This window comes from Citricoccus parietis (genome assembly GCF_042433045.1).
GTDB lineage: Bacteria > Actinomycetota > Actinomycetes > Actinomycetales > Micrococcaceae > Citricoccus > Citricoccus parietis.
On record NZ_JBHLWH010000005.1, the window covers coordinates 148,073 to 168,006 of the forward strand.

A 19,934-nucleotide genomic window follows, 5' to 3' on the forward strand; every position below is an offset into this window, starting at 1 on the left:
TGCAGCAGAATCCCGCCCTTGACGACTCCGGTTCCGGCGAAGCCCCGGCACCCTCGCAGGACCGCACCGAGGGGCGGGCACCCCGCTGGGTGATCGGCCGCCAACCGGACCGCCGCGACGGCGCGGTGACCGTGGGGCCGCGCACCACCGGCCGCCACTGGTGGCAGCTGGGCGCCGTCATGGCCGTGGCCGCGGTCCTCTACCTGGTCCACTCGTTCCTGCGCTTCCGGAATTTCGAGGCCAAGGGGTACGACCTCGGGATCTTTGATCAGGCCGTGCGCCAGTACGCGCTGTTCCGGGAGCCGATCGTGCCCATCAAGGGCGTGGACTTCAACATCCTCGGCGATCATTTCCACCCGATCATCGCGCTGGCCGCACCCCTGTACTGGATCTGGGACGACCCACGCATGCTGGGCATCGCGATGACCGCTCTGCTGGTCTCCACCGCCATCCCGGTCTACCTCTTCGCGCGCCGCCGCTTCCGCCACGCCACCTCACTCATCGCCGCCGCCGCCCTGCTGCTGTGGTGGCCGTTCCAGGCGATGGTGAACTGGGACTTCCACGAGGTCTCCTTCGGCGTGCCGATCGCCGCCTGGATCATCTGGGCCATCGACGGCCGCCGGTACTGGCTGGCCACCCTCCTGTCGGTGTTGCTCCTGACGGTCCGCGAGGACATGGGCATCACACTGCTGGCCATCGCGATGGTGCTGGCAATCAAGCGGGCCTGGCTGCCCGCCGTCGTGACCGCCGTGCTGGGGGTGGCCGGCTACGTCTTCGCCACCTCCGTGGTGATCCCACGCTTCTCCCCCGAGGGGGAGTTCGGCTACTGGAATTTCACGGCGCTGGGCCCGGACATGGGGTCCTCGATCGCGTTCATCCTGTCCCAGCCCTTCGACGCCGTGGCGGTCCTGTTCGACCACCCGCTGAAGATCGGTCTGTGGCTGCTGCACTTCGTGGCGCTGTGGCTGCTGCCGTTCCTGTCCCCCTACACCCTGATCGGCGCGCCGATCCTGGTCTCCCGCCTGTTCAACGACCGGCTGAACGTGTGGAGCCCGGTCTACCAGTACGACGCGATCCTGGCCCCGGTCTTCCTGCTGGCCGCGCTCGAGGCGCTCGCCCGGATCGGTGCCTGGCGTGAGGCACGCCGTCAGCCGTCCGGTGATTTATCAGACCCGGCACGACGCCGGAGCACCGGTTCCACAGCCACCACCGGCCCGCGCGCCGCGGGCGTCTCGCAGCAGGGGCGGCTGCCCCTCGTGTTCGTCTCGGTCCTGCTCGGCTGCGGCGTGCTGGGCACCGCGGTCTTCCCGCAGGTCTTCCCGTTCCACCGCACGGTCACCGGCGACAACTGGCAGATGACGGAGTGGGCCCACGCCCTGGACCGGGCCGTGGAGTCCATCCCGGACGACGTCTGCGTCGAGGCCGCGGACAACGCCGTGCCCCACCTCGTGGACCGGACCTATGTGGGCCTGCACGGGGACATGGGCGACGAGCTGGCCACGTGGATGATCGTCGACACCACCGTGGAGGAGCTCGGCGGCTGGGATCCGCTGACCCCGGATGAGGCCCTGGACCGCGCGGAGCGGCTGGGCTACGAGGTCGTCACGGAGGACGACCACGGCATCTGGGTGCTGCACCGCGACCGGCCGGTGGACCCGGTCTGCGCCACCTACGTCCCCTGATCCCGGCCCGCGGAAGCCTCAGATGATTGGCGTCAGCCCTTGTTCGGCAGCGCCAGGCGGAAGATCTTGCCCCAGGTGGAACCGACCTGCTTGTGCAGGGGCCCGATGTTGTAGGGCAGCCCGTAGCGCTCGCAGATCTCGCGGACCTGCACGGCCACCTCGGCGTAGCGGTTGGACGGCAGGTCCGGGAACAGGTGGTGCTCCACCTGGTGGGAGAGGTTGCCGGTCATGAAGTGCATGGCCTTGGAGCCGGAGATGTTGGCCGAGCCGATCATCTGGCGGACGTACCAGTCACCCCGGGTCTCCCCCTCGACCATCTCCTCGGTGAACGTCTCCGCCCCCTCCGGGAAGTGGCCGCAGAATATCACGGCGTGGGCCCAGATGTTGCGCAGTCCGTTGGCGGTGCCGGTCGCCAGCAGGGCCGCGAGGCCGGAGCCGGTGAGGACCTGCGCCGCCACCGGGGTGGCCGCGTAGTCCTTGGCGAACTGCTTGGCCGCTTTCGCCCCCACGGTCTTCAGGTCCCGCACGAGTTCGGCCTTGGACTTCTCGCCGGTCTTGACCCGGTCCAGCTCCAGGTCGTAGAGCGCGATGCCCCATTCGAAGACGGGCGCCAGGCCGGCGTTGATGACCGGGTTGAGGATGTGCTTCGGCTCCCAGGGCTGGTCACGGTCCACACGCAGCACGTTGTAGCCGACGTCCCGGTCCTTGCCGATCACGTTCGTCCACCGGTGGTGCATGTCGTTGTGGGTGTTCTGCCAGGACTTGGACGGGGTCACGAAATCCCACTCCCACGTGGTCGAGTGGATGTCCGGGTCCCGCATCCAGTCCCACTGGCCGTGCAGGACGTTGTGCCCGATCTCCATGTTCTCGATGATCTTCGCGACTGTCAGCATGGAGGTTCCCGCCACCCAGGCCAGCTTGTTGTTGGCGCCCATCAGACAGGCCCGTCCGCCGAACTCCAGGGCACGCTGCCAGCGGATGACCTTGCGGATGTAGGCAGCGTCCGTTGCTCCGCGCTCGGCCAGGACCGCGTCCCGGACGGCGTCGAGCTCGCGGCCGAGCTCGGCCACCTGGTCGTCGGAAAGATGGGCTGCGGCCGGTGGGCGAACAGTCGGGCTGCCGTCGGACGCCAGGGATCCCGGTCGCGGCGTTCCGCTTCCCGGTGCACGACGCCGGCCGGGCGCCTCGGTGCGCGGCTCCGGCGGACCGTCGGGGCCCTTGCCCCGGCCCGGGGCCCAGCTGACCGTGTCCGGTTCGCTGATGGTCTTGGCGTGGGTGTTGGTCTTGAACACGATGCTCCTAGAGATGGGCGTCGGATGGTCTGGGGTGGTGTGTGGCGGGATCGAGGATCGTCAGGCCCTACAGCGTCCTGCCGTGCGCTACAACGCGAGGCTGACGGGGCCGGCGGCCGCACTGACGCAGGTCTGGATGAGTTCACCGGGATCTCCGTGCACCTCGCCGGTGCGCAGGTCCGTGACCTGGCCGGAACGCAACGGGATCAGGCAGGCATGGCAGATCCCCATGCGGCAACCGCTGGGGGCTGCCACGCCGGCGTCCTCGGCGACCTCCAACAAGGGGATGTCCCCGGCAGCCTCGGCCTCGAGGTCGGAGTTCTCGAAGACGGCCAGGCCGCCCGCGCCGGCGACGCCGCCGGCCAGGTCGGCCTGGAAGCGCTCGATCTTGAGCCCGGCCGCACCGGAACCGGTTTCGCGCTTCCAGAGGTCCTCTGCGTCGTCGAGGAAGCCCGTGGGACCGCAGGCGTAGGCCGCACGGTCACGCCAGTCGGGGCAGAGGGTGTCCACGGCGTGGGGGCCGGTCAGGTCGAGCCGGCCCTCGTCCGCCGTGGTGTGGTGGTGGACCCGCAGCCCGGGGAACTGCTGGGCCAGCTCGTCCAGTTCCTCGCGGAACGGGGAGGACTCGGACGTGCGGGTGGAGTGGATGAGGACCACGTCCGCGTCAGGGCGACGCGGCACCAGGGTCCGGACCATGGACATCACGGGGGTGATACCGGATCCGGCGGTGAGCATCAACAGGGGCCGAGGGTGCTCGGGAAGGGTGAAGTCACCTTCCGGGCGGTCCAGGAACAGGACGTCTCCGGGCTCGGTGTTGCGGACCAGGGCGCCGGAGACCTTACCGATGTCCGTGACGGTGATCTCCGGATCCTCCCCCGCAGCGGCGGAGAGGGAGTAGGACCGCCACTGGCGCACCCCGTTGACGTCCACGCCGATGCGGGCCCATTGGCCGGCCTCATGGGACTTCCAGCCGGGGCCGGTGCGGAACGAGATGGTGGCCGTGCCGGGAACCGGGCGGGAGACGTGGGTGACGATGCCGCGGAGTTGCCGGGGGGAGTGCACCGGGTCCAACAGCGCCAGGAAATCGCGAGGCGAACGGGGCGTCGCCAGGACAGAGGAGAACAACGAGAGTACCGATACAAGGGGACGACGAGCCATATGTCCACATTATGCGCCCCGTCAACTAATTTCTGCACCGAACAGATACGATTGCAGCCATGAATCTATCGTCAGAAGATAGTCTCCCGTCGCATCCCCTGGCCGGCGGTCCCCCGCCACCACAGGTGCGGGAGACCCCGGAGGCACAGCGTTCCCGAGGGACCGCCGAGGCCGGGGACGCCTCCCGGCCACCGTGGTTGTCGCTGCCGCCGGAACTGGCGGAACTGCTGGCACCCGCCGTGCCCGCCGTCGTCGAGCAGATCATCCAGACGGTGCCGAACCAGATCCCCGCCTATCAGATCACCAAGACCGAGCGGTTCAGTGAGGTGCTCTTCCTCGGTGTGCAGGGCGCCCTGGAGCAATTGCTGTCCCTGCCGGGCACGGCCAATCCTGCCCTGAACGAGGAGTCGCGCGAACTGGTGGCGGCGCTCGGGGCCGGCGAGTACCGCCAGGGTCGCAGCATGGACGCCCTGCTGGCGGCCTATCGCACCAGTGCCCGGATCACGTTCCGCGGCCTGTCCGAGGCGTGTGCCGAGCAGGGCATGGCGATGGACGTGGTGGTGGACCTCGGGGAGACGATCCTGGCGTACATCGACGAGCTGTCCGCCGTGAGCGTCCAGGCCTACGCGGTGGAGCAATCGGCCCACGCGGGCGCCCTCGAGCTGCGGCGTGCCGACCTCGTGGCGGCGCTCGTGGGTGGCGGCGTCGAGATCCATGAGGTGCGGCGGCTGGCCTCGGGAGCCGACTGGCACCTGCCGCAGCGCATGGCGGCGGTGGTGTTGCCCCTGGCCGCGGCGTCCGGGGTCCGCACCCGGCTGGGCACCTCGGGGATCGTGGTGGAGCGCGAGTCCGAGGCCACGGCGATCGTGGCCGCGCCCCAGTCCGATCGCCTGCGCCCCCGGTTGCGGGAGGTCTTCGCCGGCACCTCCGCCGTTCTTGGCCCCGCCGTGGAGTGGGACGGGGTGGCGCACTCCTACCGCGTGGCACGGCTCGTCGCCGCTCAATTGCCACCGCTGCAGACCGAGTCCCCGGGGGACGGAGACCCTGTCTTCGCCTCGGACCACCTGGCACAGATCGTCCTCGGAGCGGAGACCCAGGTGATGGCGGACCTGGCCGCGCGGCGCCTGGCACCTTTGGACGGGCTCAGCGGCACGAAGCGCGCGACTCTGGAGGAGACCCTGCTGTCCTGGCTGGTGCACTGGGGCCAGCGCAATCCCGTGGCCCATGAACTGGGCATCCATCCGCAGACGGTGGGGTACCGGGTGGCCCAGTTGCGGGAGTTGTTCGGCGGCGAGCTGGATCGACCGGCGGTCCGGTTCGAACTGGAACTCGTGCTGCGCGCCCGCAGGATGGCGGAGGCCGGACCGGTCGAGTAGAGCGAGGAAGGCGGAGACTGGGGTCAGCCGGTCAGGACGCGGCCTCGTCCCGCTGGAGGCAGCAGGAATCGATCCGGCTCCTCCGCCAGGATTCCCGCTGAGGGATCAGGAGGCGGCAGGGAGACCGAAGGAGTGGCGTCGATGGCCGGGGCGTCGGTGGTGGCACCTGGCGCCGCGGTGACAGCGGGAGCAACGTCCCGCGCCGCGCCAGCCGCTGCGGAGTGGCGGACCGGGTCACGGTCGGGGTCGAGGATGTCCCGGATGACGGAGACGCAGATCCAGATCACGGCGGCCATGTGCAGCACGATCCCGGACCCGTACCAGAGCGGAATCCACAGCGCTCCCCCACCGAAGGCACCCTCCGAGGTGATGCGGGCGGACTCCATCCACACGCCGCCCCAGTGGTAGACCTCCACCGCCTGCCAGATCCAGAACTGCCTCCAGTTCGGGCGGGCCAGCACGACCAGCGGCATCAGCCACATCACGAACTGCGGTGAGTACACCTTCCCCAGCAGGATGAAGGCCGCGACGATCAGCAGGCACAGCTGGGCCATCCGGGGCCGGTGCCGGGACGAGAGCCCCAGGTAGGCGATCCCCAGACAGCACAGGGCGAAGAGTCCATTCGAGATCAGCGAGAACGTCTCGCCGGACCAGCCGGTCCACGTGAAGGCCAGCCACATCGAGGAGAAGGACACCTCACGGTCCCCCGAGAAGGTGTAGAACCGACTCCACTGGTCGAAGGCGGTCAGCATGAAGGGCACGTTGACGGCCAGCCAGGCCACCGCGCCGGCGGCCAGGGACTTGAAGAAGACACCCAGCTTCCCGGCACGCCAACACAGGACCAGGATCGCGCCGAAGAAGAACAGCGGGTACAGCTTCATGGCCGCTCCGAGGCCGAGCACCACACCGGCGAGGACCGGATGGCTTCGGGACCAGAGCAGCAGGCCGAGGGCAGCCAGCATGACGGCCCACAGGTCCCAGTTCAGGAAGGAGGTCAGGATGATACCCGGCGCCACCGCCACCATCAGTGCGTCCTTGGACCGGCCGCGTGCGGTGTAGGCGGTCGCCACCACGACGATCAGCCAGCAGAGCAGGGCACCGACCGCATTGATGTCGAAGTAGGTGACTGTCCGCTCCAGCAGCGTCCCGTCCTGGGGTACGAACCACGAGGTCACCCCGGCGACGACGGCCAGCAGCGCCGGGTACTCCATCCACTGGTCCTCGGGCAACGGCGTGAAGAACGGGAAGTATCCCTCGGCCAGGCCACGCGTGGGGAAGAGCTGTCCGAAATCCGAATAGCACATGTGGATGTGCACCCCCGGGGCGTCCCAGCCGTTGAGACGGCACCACTGCTTGGACAGCACCGCCACCACGGCCGCCAGCAGGGTCGCTCCCACGAGCACCAGCAGCAGCCGGCGGTCCGGGCCGCCGGCACGGGAGCCTGCGCGAGAGCCCGCCCTGGGTGCGGCCTTCGCTGGTCCGGTCTGGTTCACAAGGTCTCCTGATTGGTCTGGTGAGTGGTGGCTTCCGGGCGTCCTCGTGACCTCCACCGTGCGGTGAAGGGGAACAGCGTGGACGTCTTGGGATCGAGAAAGACAATGAACACCATATAGGCGAGTCCGACGACCGCAGCGGTGATCCGCACCCAGAACAGGGAGATCCACTGCGCCACGGACAGCTGGTCCACCACGCCGACCACCACAAGCACCATGACCAACAGGTACAGCGTCCACACGGGCCACCCGCGCCAGCGCCGGACGACGGCGAACATCGGCAGCACCCACAGCAGGTACCAGGGTTGGATGATCGGGGCGAGCAGGACGGCGGCCAGCAGGGCCAGGCCGGTGGCCAGCACGGGGTGGACGGGCCGGCGCGTGAGGGCCAGCCAGGCGGTGAAGCCGATCGCCGCCACCGTGCCCAGCGTGTAGACGAGGTCGGCCACCGGGCGGACCCCCGTGCCGGCCACCGCATCCACGGCCCAGCCGGCCCCCAGACCGAGGATCCCGAAGGGCGCGTAGGGGAAGGCGGCATCGCCCGAGGTCAGCATGGCCGGGATCCACCCGAACCAGAGGCCGGTGAGGGCCCCCATGCCCGTCAGCACCGCCGCTGCCACCAGCAGGCACCAGGTCCAGACCTTCGCCCGCGTCCCCCAGCGCGGAGACCCCGGAGCGCCCCGGAGCAGCAGCAACCCGGCGAAGGGCAGCGCGAGGACCGTCAACGGTTTGATGGCGATCGAGAGGGACACGAGCATGAGCCCGGCGAGGCCGCGGCCGCGCGAGGCTCCCGGGGTCAAGAGCACGAATCCGGCCAGCAGGAGACCCATCATCAGCGAGTCGTTGTGGATGCCGGCGATCATGTAGAGCGCGAACAGCGGATTGGCCACAGAGATCCACACCGACCACCCGGGTTCGGTGCCGAACCGCCGGGCCAGTCGCGGCACCGCCCACAGGCACAGCGCCAGCCCGGCCACCGAGACGAGGCGGAACAGCAGCAGGGCCGGCTCAGGACTCCCACCGGTCAGGAACCAGACGGCCCGGGAGATCAGCAGGAACAAGGGGCCATAGGGCGAGGGCGATTCGGCCCAGATGGAGTCGGCGCCCTGCATGAACCAACCGGGCAGCTCGGAGATCCAGTCCTCGTAGGGGTTCAGTCCGGCATGCAGGAGCCGCCCCTGGCCGAGGTAGGAGTAGACGTCCCGCGAGAACACGGGGAAGGCCACCATGAGCGGCGCGGCCCACAGCCAGGTCGCCCGGACCACCACCGGCCCGGCCGTTGCCCAGCGGCCCTCCAGGCGTTGGCCCAGCCGTAGCCACGCCCGCACCAGCAGCAGGGACCCCAGAACCAGGAGGATGGCACAGACCACCACGCCCACCGGTTCCACGCGGAGCGGGTTGAGCACGGTGGTCCGGGCGAAGACCGAGGTCGGCGTCATGGCGAGCCAGCCGACGCCCCAGGAACCGATCATGATCAGGAGTGATCCGATGAGACCCTGCCACAGGCTCGGGGCCGTCTCCTCGTCCGGACCGCCCACCAGACGATGGGTCAGCGGGAAGTCGCCGAGCCGGCGTCGTAGTCCGGCCAGGGCTCCGGAGGGGGCGCCCGTGGGTTCGGAGACGCTCACGAGGGAGTCGTCCCCTGGCCTGCCCGTTTGTCCCCCGTCCGGCCCGCCGCCCGGTCAGGTCTACCGGTGGAGGCGACACCGGCCTGGGAGCCGGGCCCCGTTGCGGGCGTCATCCCGTCAGAGGCGTCGGAGTCGTCGGAGTCGACGGCGGCGTCGCGGCCCCTCATCCGGTCCACCGTCCGGCGCAGGGCGGCCCGCACGTGCCACTCCTCCTTCAGGATGGAACTCGTCCAGGGGTCCAACAGCAGGATCCACAGCATGCAGGCCCAGGACAGGAATGTGGCCAGGTGGGCCAGCTGCTCGCCGATGCCGAGGAACTGCCACACGAACAGCTGGTCGGCGGCACCGAAGGCCACGAAGAAGGCCACCGTGAACACGACCCATTTCAGCTGCCAGTCACTGCGGATCCCCAGCACGGCGAAGAACGGGAGGAGCCACAGCAGGTACCAGGGCTGGATGATCGGCGTCAGCACCACCAGCGCGGTGAAGGCCCACGTCAGCCGCTGCATGAGGTGCTCGTGCCGGCCGCGGAACATGAGCCAGATGACGATGAGGATGGACAAGAGCCGGCCGGCGGTCTTGAACGCGTCGAGCACCCAGTCGTCCTCGAACCCGAGCGAGCCGAGGATCACCTTGGTGCCCTCGGCGAGGATCCCGACCGGGGACCAGGGCACGGAGCCGGTGCCGGTGCCGAGCATGACCGTCAGCCACCCGAAGCCGAACTCGTTGAGCAACCCGACCACCACCATGATCGCTCCGGCGATGCCGGCCGTCAGGAACCAGTAGCCGAAGCGCCGGGCCCAGCTGGCTCCCCGGCCGGCCCAGAGCAGGCCGATGAAGGGCAGCAGCACCATGGTGATCGGCTTGATGCCGAGCGAGGCGGTGACCAGCAGGACACCGAGCAGCCCCCGGTTGGTCGCCGCGTACCAGACGCCGGCGATCGCCAGACCGACCATCAGGGCATCGTTGTGACCGGAGGCCACGAAGCTGATGAGGAACAACGGGTTGGCCACGGTGATCCACTGGGCCCGGGCCGCATTCGTGCCCAGCAGGGTGGCCAGCTTGGGGACGTAGACCATGATGAGCACCACGCCGGCCACGGCGACGAGGCGGAACAGGAAGATGGCCAGGTCCGGGTCGTCCGGCCCGGCCACGGCCATGACCAGTTGCTCGATCCACAGGAACACCGGCCCGTAGGGCGTCTCGGTCTGCGCCCAGGTGGTGTCCGCGCCCAGCTGGAACCAGTTGGAGAGCGTGGAGATGCCGTCCTCGTAGGGATCGCGGCCGGCGATCATCAGCCGACCCTGGCCGATGTAGGCGAAGATGTCCCGGGAGAAGATCGGCAGGCAGGCCAACAGCGGCAGGATCCACGCCGTCGTCGTGAGCGTGACGATCCGCAGCGCGCCGGGGCCGAAGGGCCGCAGGACCTGGCCCAGGCGGAGCCAGCCCCAGAACATGAGCCAGCAGCCGATGGTGAGCACCACGGTGCCGGTGATGACCCCGGATTCAGTGGTGCGCCACGGGATCAGCCAACCCCAGCGGTTGATCGGTGACACAGAGGCCAGCCAGCCGACGGACAGGGATCCGGCCATCACGGCCACCGAGCCGACGAAGCCGAGGACGGCCGGGACCCACACCGAGGCCGTCCAGGAAGCGGAAGAACGTTCCGTCCGGGTGCCGGACACATTCATCGCAGGCGGATTCCTTCCGTGGCTTGACGGGCCGTCTCAAGGCCTTCCACAAAGTACCACTGGGCATCAGGCTACTGTGGGAGGCGTGGCAGCTACTGCAGAGAACCTCGTATGGATCGATTGCGAGATGACCGGGCTGGACCCCGTCAAGGACGCGCTGGTGGAGATCGCCGTCCTGGTGACGGACTCCGAGCTCAACGTCCTGGGCGAGGGGGTGGACGTGGTCATCAAACCCCCACGTGAGGCGATGGACCAGATGGTCCCCTTCGTGCGGGACATGCACACCACCTCAGGGCTGCTGAACCGGCTGGACGACGGCGTCTCCCTCGCCGAGGCGTCCGAGGCCTGTATGGCATATATCACCCAGCACTGCCCGCAGCCGGGCAAGGCGGTCTTGGCCGGGAACTCGGTGGGCCAGGACAAGCTGTTCCTCACCCGGGACCTGCCGGCCATCACGGACCACCTGCACTACCGGATCGTGGACGTGTCCACCCTGAAGGAGCTGGCCCGCCGCTGGTATCAGAAGGCCTACTTCCAGGCGCCGGCCAAGACCGGCGGGCACCGCGCGCTCGGGGACATCGTCGACTCCATCAACGAGCTGCGGTACTACCGTGAGGCCGTCATGGTGCCGGCTCCCGGCCCGGACTCGAAGACCGCACAGCGGATCGCCGCTGGCCTGCAGACCGTGGCCGCGCCAGAGGCCTGACCGGACGTCGGGCCCGATTCGGACCCACCGCGAAATCCATGTATGATGGAACGCGCTGTCAAGGTCCGTTCAACGGACCAGCATGGTGGGTATAGCTCAGCTGGTAGAGCGTCTGGTTGTGGTCCAGAAGGTCGCGGGTTCAAGCCCCGTTACTCACCCCAGAGACAGAGGCCCGGACTTCTACGGAAGTCCGGGCCTCTGTCGTTTCCCCTCCCCCAATCCCTGCCGCTGCCGTGCGCCCGTGCCCTTAGGATGGCCGTGACCGCCGCCGTCGAAAGGGCCCTTCCATGTCCGTCGTGAAGATCAATGCCATCAGCGTCCCCGAGGGGTCCGGCTCCGAGCTCGAGTCCCGCTTCGCCGCCCGCAAGCACGCGGTGGACAGCTCCCCCGGGTTCGAGGGCTTCCAACTACTGCGCCCCACCGCCGGTGACGACCGCTACTTCGTGGTCACCCAGTGGGCCACCGAGGCCGATTTCCAGGACTGGCGGGACCACCGGGCCGCCGCTGCCCATGGCGGGCCGGACGGCGAACAACGCAAGCCCGTGGCCACCGGCGCCGAACTGCTCGAGTTCGAGGTCGTGGACCTCTGAAGACCTTCTCTTTCCTGGACACCATCGATCGCCAGCTGGACTGGCAACGCGATCTCTACCGGCACTTCCACCAGTTCCCTGAGCTGAGCCTGCAGGAGCACCGCACTGCAGAGCGCATCGAGGCCGAGCTGGGCGGGCTGGGACTGGAGTCCCTGCGCATCGGTGGCACCGGCGTCGTGACCGTCCTCGAGAACGGCCCGGGGCCCACGGTCCTGGCCCGCGCGGACATCGACGCTCTCCCGGTCACGGAGGACACGGGTCTGGACTACGCCTCCACGGTGGACGGGGTGATGCATGCCTGCGGCCACGATATGCACCTCGTCGCCCTGCTGGGCGCGATCCGGCTGCTGTCCGAGCATCGGGAGGCGTGGTCCGGGACGTACATCGCGCTGTTCCAGCCGGCGGAGGAGAACGCGGCCGGCGCCCAGGCCATGCTCGACGACGGCCTCACGTCCCGGGTGCCCCGGCCCGACGTCGCGTTGGCCCAGCACGTCATGCCCGCCGAGGCGGGCACCATCGGCACCGCGCCGGGCCCCGTGCTGTCCGCCGGCGACTCGCTGAAGATCACCGTGCACGGGCGCGGAGCCCACGGGTCGATGCCACACACCGCCGTGGACCCGGTGGTGCTCGCCGCCTCGATCGTCCTGCGCCTGCAGACGATCGTGTCCCGGGAGACCGAGCCCGGCCAGTTCGCCGTGGTCACGGTGGGCGCCTCCAACGCCGGCACGAAGTCCAACATCATCCCTGACCGCGCCGAGCTGCTGCTGAACCTGCGGACCTATGATCCCGCGCTGCGGGCGCAGGTCATCGCCTCGATCGAACGGATCGTCCGGGGCGAGTGTGCCGCCGCCGGCGCGCCTCGTGAGCCGGAGTTCGAGTACTACGACCAGTTCCCGCTGACCAGCAACGACGTCGGCGCGCACCGGACGGTGACCAAGGCCTTCACCGACCATTTTGCTCCTGGCCAGGTCTTCGAGGCCGTGCCCGCCACCGCCTCCGAGGACTTCAGCCGCATCCCCGACGCCTTCGGTATCCCCTACGCCTACTGGTTCGTGGGTTCCGTGGCCCCGGAGACCTTCCGCGCCGCCGTGGAGGCCGGCACGGTGTCCTCGGCCATCCCGGCCAACCACTCGCCGTTCTTCGCCCCGGCCCTGGACCCCACGCTGGAGATCGCCACCCGGGCGCACGTGGTGGCGGCGTGCGCCTACCTGAGGCCATAGCCGGGCCCGGCCGCCGCGGAGACTAGACTCTCTGCTGTCCCGCACGGCACCTGAAGGAGTATCCACCGCCATGACCATCCGCCCGATCACCATCCACGGCGAGCCCGTCCTCCACCGCCGGGCAGCCGAGGTCACGCAGATCGACGACGAGATCCGGGCACTGGTGGCGGACATGTTCGAGACCCAGGATGCCGCCCACGGCGTCGGGTTGGCGGCACCGCAGGTGGGCGTGGGCCTGCGGATCTTCACGTGGACCTTCGAGGACTCCGGGGACGCCCCGGCACGCGGGCACGTGATCAACCCCGTACTGACGCGGATCGGCAAGACGTCCCAGGAGGATCCGCACCCGGACGAGGAGTCCGAGGGCTGCCTGTCCGTGCCCGGCTACAGCTTCCCGCTCAAGCGCTCCGACCACGTGCGCCTGACCGGCCTCGACGTGGACGGCAACGACATCGACTTCGAGGGCACCGGCTGGTTCGCCCGTGTCCTGCAGCACGAGTACGACCACCTCGACGGCTACCTCTACATCAACCGCCTCAATGGCAAGTGGACCCGGCGGTGGAAGAAGTCCCTGCGCCGCGAGGGCTGGACGGTGCCGGGCCACACCTGGCTGCCCGGCGTGGACCCCGATCCGTTCGGGCACGACGAGACCGACGAACACCATCACGACCACCACGAGCACGAGAGCCACTGACCGCTCCGGCTTTCCGCATTCGGCTTTCCGGCCCAGACCACGACGCCGGCCCGGTCACCTTGTCAGGTGACCGGGCCGGCGTCGTGGTTCAGGGGGTTCCGGACGGGTCCGGAACGGGTCAGGCCTTCGGGAAGACCGGTACCGCGTCCCCGGCCATCTCCTCGATGACGCGGACCACCTGGCAGGAGTAGCCGAACTCGTTGTCATACCAGACGTAGAGCACCGCGTTCTTGCCTCCGTTGACGATGGTGGCCAGGCCGTCCACGATGCCGGCGCGGTTGGAGCCGACGAAGTCGGACGAGACGATCTCCGGGGAGTTGATGTAGTCGATCTGGTTGCGCAGCTCGCCGGTCAGCGACTCCTCCCGGAGCCGCTGGTTGAGCTCCTCCACCGTGGTCTCCTGCTGGAGCGCCAGGTTCAGGATGGCCATCGAGACGTCCGGGGTGGGGACGCGGATGGCGTTGCCGGAGAGCTTGCCCTTGAGCGCAGGCAGGGCCTTGGCGACGGCCTTGGCGGCACCGGTCTCGGTGATGACCATGTTCAGGCCGGCGGCGCGGCCACGGCGGGAACCCTTGTGGAAGTTGTCCGTGAGGTTCTGATCGTTGGTGTAGGCGTGCACGGTCTCCACGTGGCCGTAGTCGATGCCGTACTCGTCATGGAGGACCTTCAGCACCGGGGTGATGCCGTTGGTGGTGCAGGAGGCGGCCGAGAGGATGGTGTCCTCGGCGGTGATGTCACCGGTGTTGACGCCGAAGACGATGTTCTTGATGTCTCCCTTGCCCGGGGCGGTCAGCAGGACCTTGGAGGCGCCGGTGGCCTTCAGGTGCTGGCCGAGGCCGTCCTCGTCACGCCAGCGGCCGGTGTTGTCCACCACGATCGCGTCGTGGATGCCGTAGGACGTGTAGTCCACGGTGGCCGGGTCGTTCGAGTAGATGACCTGGATGACCGTCCCGTTGGCGGTGATCGTGTTGTTCTCCTCGTCCACGGTGATGGTGCCCTCAAAGGGTCCGTGGATGGAGTCACGGCGCAGCAGCGAGGCGCGCTTGACGAGGTCGTCCTCCGAGTTCTTGCGGACCACGATGGCCCGCAGGCGCAGGGCGGAGCCGCCGCCCTCGTGGGAGAGGATGATGCGGGCCAGCAGGCGGCCGATGCGCCCGAAGCCGTAGAGCACCACGTCCTTGGGGGCCTTGACGCCCTCGCCACCCTGCCCGGCCACCTCGGCCAGCTCCGTGTCCAGGAAGTGCTGCAGGTCGCCGCCGGCGGTGCGGAACTTCGCGGCCAGCTTGCCCAGGTCGATGGACGCGGCACCGAGGTTCATCCCGGCCAGGGCCTCGACCATGGGGTAGGTGTCCTCCACCGGAAGCACGACGTCGTCAATCTGACGGGCGTAGCGGTGGGCCTTGATGATGTCGATGACGCCCTTGTGGACGAGCTGGCGGCCGTAGATGCTCGTGATCACGTTGTTGTCCCGGTACAACGAGCCGATCAGCGGAACCATCCTCTCGGCCAGCTCCTCCCGGTTGTTCCAGGCGGCGCGCTGGTCCTGCGCGGTTCCGTTGGTCTCTTCTGCCACGGTAGGTCCTTCCCTTGTGCGCCTGCCTCCAGGCGGCGACGGCGCTGTCGCTGACGGGCACCGATGGGCGCCCGGTGAGCGGACGGTCATGGCCCGTCCCGGCCAATACCGCAACCAGATGGCACACGGCGGTGCCCAGTCTAGTGACTTCGGCGCCGATCACCGTCGAAGTGCGCCCCGGTGACACACGAAAAAGTGTGTCCTCCGCCACGCGGCTCGACTGGCAAATGCTGACAGCCTTGTCATTTCTTGTTTGACTCAGTCCATCCCCTTCCTGAATGGTGGCTGGGAACCGACGACCCGGACCACCGTCCCCGAACCAGCGACGGAATCCATCGTCTGACCAAGAGAGGCAATCATGTCGAGTTCGGACCACGAACCCACGATCCCCGCGGAGGAACCGCCCACGTCAACCACCACGGCACCCGTCTCGGAGGACGGCCGGGAGCACGTTCCTCCCTCAGCTCGGATCCACGAGAACGATTCTGACGAGGAGATCACCGAGAAGCTCAAGCGACAGGGTGTCCGCGTGGGCGCCGGGACCATCGCTCCGGCCGTCTTCTGGCCCTCGCTGATCCTCATCGCAGCCGTGGCCATCGTTGCCATCCTCGCACCGGATCCGACCGGAGAGGTGCTGTCCGCCATCCAGGGCTGGATCACCACCAACCTGGGCTGGTTCTACATGCTGGCCATCGGCGTGTTCATCATCGTGGCGCTGGCCATCTGCTTCTCCAAGTTCGGCAAGATCCGCCTGGGCAAGGACGATGAGAAGCCCGAGTTCGGGGTGCTGTCCTGGTTCGCCATGCTCTTCGCCGCCGGCATGGGTATCGGTCTGGTCTTCTACGGAGTCGGTGAGCCCCTCGGCTATGCCACCACCACGCCGAAGCCCGGTTGGCCCGGCACCGAGACCGGCGCCGACGGCGTCACCTCGATCATCCCCGGCCAGGAACACTCTGTGGCCATGCTGGGCATGGCCCAGACCTTCGTCCACTGGGGACTTCACCCCTGGGCTGTCTACGCCGTGATCGGCCTGGCCGTCGGCTATGCCATCCACCGCCGCGGGCGTCCGGTGTCCATCCGCTGGGCCCTGGAACCGATCCTGGGCAACCGGGTGAAGGGCTGGATGGGGGACGTCATCGACATCCTGGCCATCTTCGGCACCATCTTCGGCATCGCCACCTCACTCGGTCTCGGCGTCCAGCAGATCGGTGCCGGTATGGCGGCGATGGGCATTGTCGAGACGCCGGATCAGACCCTGCTGATCGTCCTGATCATCGTCATCACCCTGCTGGCCACCCTGTCCGTGGTGTCCGGCATCGGCCGGGGCATCAAGTGGTTGTCCAACATCAACCTGTCCATGGCCGCCATCCTGGTGATCTCGGTACTGCTGCTCGGCCCCACGCTCTTCCTGTTCCAGAACCTGGTCCAGTCCTTCGGCGTCTACCTGGCAGAGGTCATGAACATGACCTTCGACGTCGGCGCCTACACCGGCGACGCAGGCGCCAGCTGGGGCGCCAGCTGGACCATCTTCTACTGGGGCTGGTGGGTCTCCTGGGCCCCCTTCGTGGGCGTGTTCATTGCCCGCATCTCCCGCGGCCGCACCGTCCGCCAGTTCATTGCCGGTGTGCTGCTCGTGCCCACTCTCGTCGGGATGCTGTGGTTCTCGATCATGGGTGGCACCGGCCTCTGGCGACAGCTGTTCTCAGACGACCCGATCGTGCCGGAAGGCGCTTCCGAGTTCGGCGTGGAGGCCGCCCTGTTCGATGTGCTGGGGGAACTGCCCCTCGGCGGCGTGCTCTCGGCGATCGGCATCGCGTTGGTGGCGATCTTCTTCATCACCTCGTCCGACTCCGGCTCGCTGGTCGTGGACATGCTGGCCTCCGGTGGTCACCCGAACCCTCCGATCTGGTCCCGGGTGCTGTTCTCGTTCCTGGAGGGCGCCCTGGCCATCGGCCTGCTGCTCGCCGGCGGATTGGGAGCCCTGCAGGCTGCGTCCATTGCGACGGCACTGCCCTTCAGCCTGATCCTGATCGCCATGTGCTTCGCGATCGTCAAGGCGTTGAAGAAGGACCAGGACGCGATCGACGCCCGAGAACGCCGACTCCGGTACGAGCAGATCAGCGATCGGCTCTCCGAGGACTTCGACGACGCCTTCGGCGACCAGGTCGATTCCCGCATCGACTACCGGATCTCCCGGACGACCGGTCTCTTCGACCGCCGTCGAGACGGTGGCACGGCCACGCAGACCGTAGCACCGGACTCCCCGCCGGCGCCCACGCCGGCCACTGAGCCGGACCCCGTTCAGCGCGGCGAGCAGTCCCGTCGACTGTTCCGCGGGCGCCGGAAGGACGGCCAGTAGGTCATCAGGAAGGGGATTTCGTCCCCGTTCGCATCCGGCCGTGAGTCCGCTCGCACCGGATACAGCGAACCCCCGGGAGGCCTGGCCTTCCGGGGGTTCGTCGGTTCTCGGCTTCTCGTGGAGGAGCGTGAGTGGGACAGGCTGGCTTGTACGCCGGGTTCTGTACCGGGAGCGGTCACCCGCTTCCCAGCGACGGCCATCCATCTAGGCCCGCCGTTGCCGGCGGGCTCGAGCGGCCAACCCGGATGCTCAGGCGGGCAGCCCTCGAACACATCCTGTTCGGCCTTGCTCCGGATGGGGTTTACCGAGCCGATCCGGTCACCCGGACCGCTGGTGGTCTCTTACACCACCGTTTCACCCTGACCTGCCCGCCTGATGCATGCACCAGGCGGGCCGGCGGTCTGTTTTCTGTGGCACTGTCCTGCGGGTCACCCCGAGTGGGCGTTACCCACCATCCTGCCCTGTGGAGCCCGGACGTTCCTCACGGCGCCGAGAACCGGCGCCCTGCGGCCGTCCGCCAGCCTGTCCCGGCGCACCAGTCTACCGGTGGCTGGCCGTGGCGGTGTCCGAACCCGTGGCCGGAGCAGGTGCGATCCCAAGAGGAGCGCGGGCTGACGCGGTGCGCGGGGCCCGGCGGGGATCGCTAGGCTGTTTCGGTGCTCATCCTGTTGCCGCCCTCCGAGGGCAAGACCGCTCCGCGTTCCGGCGCACCCCTGGACCTCGCCTCCCTCGTCCTGCCCACGCTGGCCGGTGAGCGGACCACGGCCATGGGCATCCTCGCCGCAGTCTCCTCCGCCCCGGATGCAGCCGAGGTGCTGGGCGTGGGCCAGACCGTGCGGGCGGACATCGACGCCAACGTGGTGCTCATGGAGTCGCCTGCTGCCCCGGCCCACCAGGTGTTCACCGGAGTGCTCTACGACGCCCTCGACTATGCCTCCCTTCCGGAGACGGCCCGCCGGCGGGCCCGCGAGAAGGTCCTGGTCTTCTCCGGCCTGTTCGGGGTGCTCTCCCTGGGCGACCACATCCCGAACCACCGCCTGTCCGTGACCAGTTCGCTCCCGGGCCTGGGCCGCATGTCCAGCTGGTGGAAGCCGCGGCTGACCCCGCCGCTGGACGTCCATGCCGAGCACACCGGCGTCATCATCGACGGCCGCTCCGGTGGCTATGCGGCGCAGTGGAAGGCTCCGGCGGCGATCACCGCCACCGTGGACGTCTTCCAGATCCGGAACGGTGAGCGCAAGGTCGTCTCCCATTTCGCCAAGCACACCCGTGGCCTCGTGGCCCGTGAGCTGCTGCTGGCCGGCCCCCGGGTGGTGAAGTCGCCCGAGTCCGCCGCCGAGGTGATCGCGGCCGCCGGGTCCGCCCAGGGCACCCATGACTGGTCCGTGGACCTCGTGCCGGGAACCGGGGCGAAGCCTTCGAGCCTGCAGATCACCCTCCCGGACGAGCACACCACGGTCGGAGGATCCTGACCCGCTAGACCGGCTCGGCCACGAGCTCGACCTCGAAGCCGCCCGGCGCCTCCAGGTAGGCCGCATAGTGGTTCCGGCCGCCGGCGAAGGGATGCCGGTCCGCGAACATCAGGGTGAAGCCGCGGTTCCGGGCGGCCTCGGTCAGGGCGTCGACCTCCGCCCGTGAGCCGGCGTGGAACGCCACGTGGTTCAGTCCGGGCCGTAGCCGGTCATGGCTGGCGGCCCTGACATGCGGGCCTGATTCCAGGACCAGGTACTCCCCCGCCCCCTGGTAGCTGGTCCCCTCGGACCATTCGCCGCTCACGGCATAACCGAGTTCCTGGAACAGCCACCCCAGGCTCGACCGTGCGGCCTCGAGATCCTCCACCCAGATCTCCACGTGGTGCAGTCGACCCACACGGCCTGGAGGCACGACGCCGGCCGGGGCCGCACCCGCGGCGGGTTCCGGAACCGGCGCACCCGGGGCGAGCGGGCCGTCGTCGTGGGTGGACTCGCCCCCGGTCACCTTGATGCCCGACCTCGCCTTGACCCATTCGGTGCCGGCGGCCCCGGCGTCCATGGCCTCATTGGACAGCAGGTCGGCGTCCTTGTTCTTGGCCCGCGGAATCCACTCATAGGTGACCTGGCCGGCGGGAAGGATGCCGCGGGCCTCGGTTGCGAGTTTCTGCATGTCCGCGTGCTTGATCTTCCAGCGGCCACTCATCTGCTCCACCACCAGTTTGGAGTCGAGCCTCACGTGCACGGCGGCATCCGGGTCGATCTGCCGGGCCATCCGCAGTCCGGCGATCATGCCCGAATACTCCGCCACGTTGTTCGAGGCCCGCCCCAGCGGCTGGGCATCGATGTCCAGGACCGCTCCGGAGTCAGGGTCGCGCACCAGCGCTCCGTAGCCGGCCACACCGGGATTGCCGCGGGAGCCGCCGTCGGCCTCGACATACAGGAGGCGACCGGTGGAGGGGGTGGACTGCTGGGGCACGCGGGAATCTCCTGTGGACGGTGT

The 19,934-nt window shown here is 68.8% G+C and carries 15 protein-coding genes, 1 tRNA gene and 1 other RNA gene; 9 read left to right on the forward strand and 8 right to left on the reverse strand.

The genetic code is table 11. The annotated features are described in order from the left end of the window. The first annotated feature begins 179 nt into the window (after positions 1 to 179). Positions 180 to 1,682, forward strand: coding sequence for a DUF2079 domain-containing protein (locus tag ACFFIO_RS01500; protein ID WP_378040000.1), 1,503 nt, complete (start codon positions 180 to 182; stop codon positions 1,680 to 1,682). 32 nt (positions 1,683 to 1,714) lie between these two features. Here ACFFIO_RS01500 and ACFFIO_RS01505 read toward each other — a convergent pair whose 3' ends face one another. Together ACFFIO_RS01505 and ACFFIO_RS01510 are read right to left on the reverse strand one after the other, a co-directional pair. Continuing rightward, positions 1,715 to 2,815, reverse strand: coding sequence for a fatty acid desaturase family protein (locus ACFFIO_RS01505; RefSeq protein ID WP_378040001.1), 1,101 nt, complete (start codon positions 2,813 to 2,815; stop codon positions 1,715 to 1,717). 246 nt (positions 2,816 to 3,061) lie between these two features. Continuing rightward, entirely contained in the window at positions 3,062 to 4,132 is a 1,071-nt protein-coding gene (locus ACFFIO_RS01510) for a ferredoxin reductase (RefSeq protein WP_378039912.1), read from the reverse strand. 59 nt (positions 4,133 to 4,191) lie between these two features. Here ACFFIO_RS01510 and ACFFIO_RS01515 point away from each other — a divergent pair, with 59 nt between their 5' ends. Then, on the forward strand, positions 4,192 to 5,508 hold the full coding sequence (locus tag ACFFIO_RS01515; RefSeq protein ID WP_378039913.1) for a PucR family transcriptional regulator: 1,317 nt from the start codon (positions 4,192 to 4,194) through the stop codon (positions 5,506 to 5,508). A gap of 23 nt (positions 5,509 to 5,531) precedes the next feature. Here ACFFIO_RS01515 and ACFFIO_RS01520 read toward each other — a convergent pair whose 3' ends face one another. Genes ACFFIO_RS01520 through mptB (ACFFIO_RS01530) form a run of 3 tightly spaced genes read right to left on the reverse strand, consistent with a single transcriptional unit; the run spans position 5,532 to position 10,320 of the window. Beyond that, positions 5,532 to 7,001, reverse strand: a complete 1,470-nt coding sequence (locus tag ACFFIO_RS01520) for a glycosyltransferase family 87 protein (protein WP_378039914.1) — start codon at positions 6,999 to 7,001, stop codon at positions 5,532 to 5,534. Beyond that, complete coding sequence (mptB, locus tag ACFFIO_RS01525; protein WP_378039916.1) at positions 6,998 to 8,629, reverse strand: polyprenol phosphomannose-dependent alpha 1,6 mannosyltransferase MptB; 1,632 nt, start codon at positions 8,627 to 8,629, stop codon at positions 6,998 to 7,000. The genes ACFFIO_RS01520 and mptB (ACFFIO_RS01525) overlap by 4 nt, the downstream gene beginning before the upstream one ends. Next, a complete protein-coding gene (gene mptB, locus ACFFIO_RS01530) occupies positions 8,626 to 10,320 on the reverse strand; it encodes a polyprenol phosphomannose-dependent alpha 1,6 mannosyltransferase MptB (protein ID WP_378039917.1) in 1,695 nt (564 codons plus the stop codon). The genes mptB (ACFFIO_RS01525) and mptB (ACFFIO_RS01530) overlap by 4 nt, the downstream gene beginning before the upstream one ends. Before the next feature lie 85 nt (positions 10,321 to 10,405). On the opposite strand from mptB (ACFFIO_RS01530), the gene orn reads away from it, so the two are divergent. The 5 genes from orn (at position 10,406) to def (ending at position 13,530) form a co-directional block, all read left to right on the forward strand. Continuing rightward, positions 10,406 to 11,026 carry an oligoribonuclease gene (orn, locus tag ACFFIO_RS01535; protein WP_378039918.1) on the forward strand — a complete coding sequence of 207 codons (621 nt, stop codon included), beginning with the start codon at positions 10,406 to 10,408 and terminating at the stop codon, positions 11,024 to 11,026. 85 nt (positions 11,027 to 11,111) lie between these two features. Beyond that, positions 11,112 to 11,187, forward strand: a tRNA-His gene (locus ACFFIO_RS01540). 126 nt (positions 11,188 to 11,313) lie between these two features. Continuing rightward, the gene (locus ACFFIO_RS01545) at positions 11,314 to 11,616 is read left to right on the forward strand and encodes an antibiotic biosynthesis monooxygenase family protein (protein ID WP_378039919.1); all 303 of its coding nucleotides are present in this window, start codon (positions 11,314 to 11,316) and stop codon (positions 11,614 to 11,616) included. Beyond that, positions 11,613 to 12,836 carry an amidohydrolase gene (locus ACFFIO_RS01550; protein WP_378040002.1) on the forward strand — a complete coding sequence of 408 codons (1,224 nt, stop codon included), beginning with the start codon at positions 11,613 to 11,615 and terminating at the stop codon, positions 12,834 to 12,836. Before ACFFIO_RS01545 ends, ACFFIO_RS01550 begins: the two co-directional genes overlap by 4 nt. A gap of 70 nt (positions 12,837 to 12,906) precedes the next feature. Continuing rightward, positions 12,907 to 13,530, forward strand: coding sequence for a peptide deformylase (gene def, locus ACFFIO_RS01555; protein ID WP_378039920.1), 624 nt, complete (start codon positions 12,907 to 12,909; stop codon positions 13,528 to 13,530). Positions 13,531 to 13,648: 118 nt separating this feature from the next. Here def and ACFFIO_RS01560 read toward each other — a convergent pair whose 3' ends face one another. Beyond that, positions 13,649 to 15,103 carry a glyceraldehyde-3-phosphate dehydrogenase gene (locus ACFFIO_RS01560; protein ID WP_378039921.1) on the reverse strand — a complete coding sequence of 485 codons (1,455 nt, stop codon included), beginning with the start codon at positions 15,101 to 15,103 and terminating at the stop codon, positions 13,649 to 13,651. Between the two features lie 358 nt (positions 15,104 to 15,461). On the opposite strand from ACFFIO_RS01560, the gene ACFFIO_RS01565 reads away from it, so the two are divergent. After that, positions 15,462 to 17,462: a BCCT family transporter gene (locus ACFFIO_RS01565; protein ID WP_378039922.1), complete on the forward strand. Its 2,001-nt coding sequence runs from the start codon at positions 15,462 to 15,464 to the stop codon at positions 17,460 to 17,462. A gap of 132 nt (positions 17,463 to 17,594) precedes the next feature. Here the strand turns inward: ACFFIO_RS01565 and rnpB are convergent. After that, an RNA gene (gene rnpB / locus ACFFIO_RS01570) (RNase P RNA component class A) lies at positions 17,595 to 17,988 on the reverse strand. A 130-nt stretch (positions 17,989 to 18,118) separates the two neighbouring features. On the opposite strand from rnpB, the gene ACFFIO_RS01575 reads away from it, so the two are divergent. Further along, a complete protein-coding gene (locus ACFFIO_RS01575; protein WP_378039923.1) occupies positions 18,119 to 18,934 on the forward strand; it encodes a YaaA family protein in 816 nt (271 codons plus the stop codon). 4 nt (positions 18,935 to 18,938) lie between these two features. On the opposite strand, the gene ACFFIO_RS01580 is transcribed toward ACFFIO_RS01575, so the two are convergent. Continuing rightward, positions 18,939 to 19,910 (reverse strand): reverse transcriptase-like protein, encoded by a 972-nt coding sequence (locus ACFFIO_RS01580; protein WP_378039924.1) that lies wholly within the window; start codon positions 19,908 to 19,910, stop codon positions 18,939 to 18,941. Between the last annotated feature and the right edge of the window lie 24 nt (positions 19,911 to 19,934).

Coding starts and splice junctions, on each gene's coding strand:
- ACFFIO_RS01500 (WP_378040000.1), top strand. CDS start 180: ATGGCCGTGGCCGCGGTCCTCTACCTGGTCCACTCGTTCCTGCGCTTC.
- ACFFIO_RS01510 (WP_378039912.1), bottom strand. CDS start 4,132: ATGGCTCGTCGTCCCCTTGTATCGGTACTCTCGTTGTTCTCCTCTGTC.
- ACFFIO_RS01515 (WP_378039913.1), top strand. CDS start 4,192: ATGAATCTATCGTCAGAAGATAGTCTCCCGTCGCATCCCCTGGCCGGC.
- mptB (WP_378039917.1), bottom strand. CDS start 10,320: ATGAATGTGTCCGGCACCCGGACGGAACGTTCTTCCGCTTCCTGGACG.
- ACFFIO_RS01545 (WP_378039919.1), top strand. CDS start 11,314: ATGTCCGTCGTGAAGATCAATGCCATCAGCGTCCCCGAGGGGTCCGGC.
- def (WP_378039920.1), top strand. CDS start 12,907: ATGACCATCCGCCCGATCACCATCCACGGCGAGCCCGTCCTCCACCGC.
- ACFFIO_RS01565 (WP_378039922.1), top strand. CDS start 15,462: ATGTCGAGTTCGGACCACGAACCCACGATCCCCGCGGAGGAACCGCCC.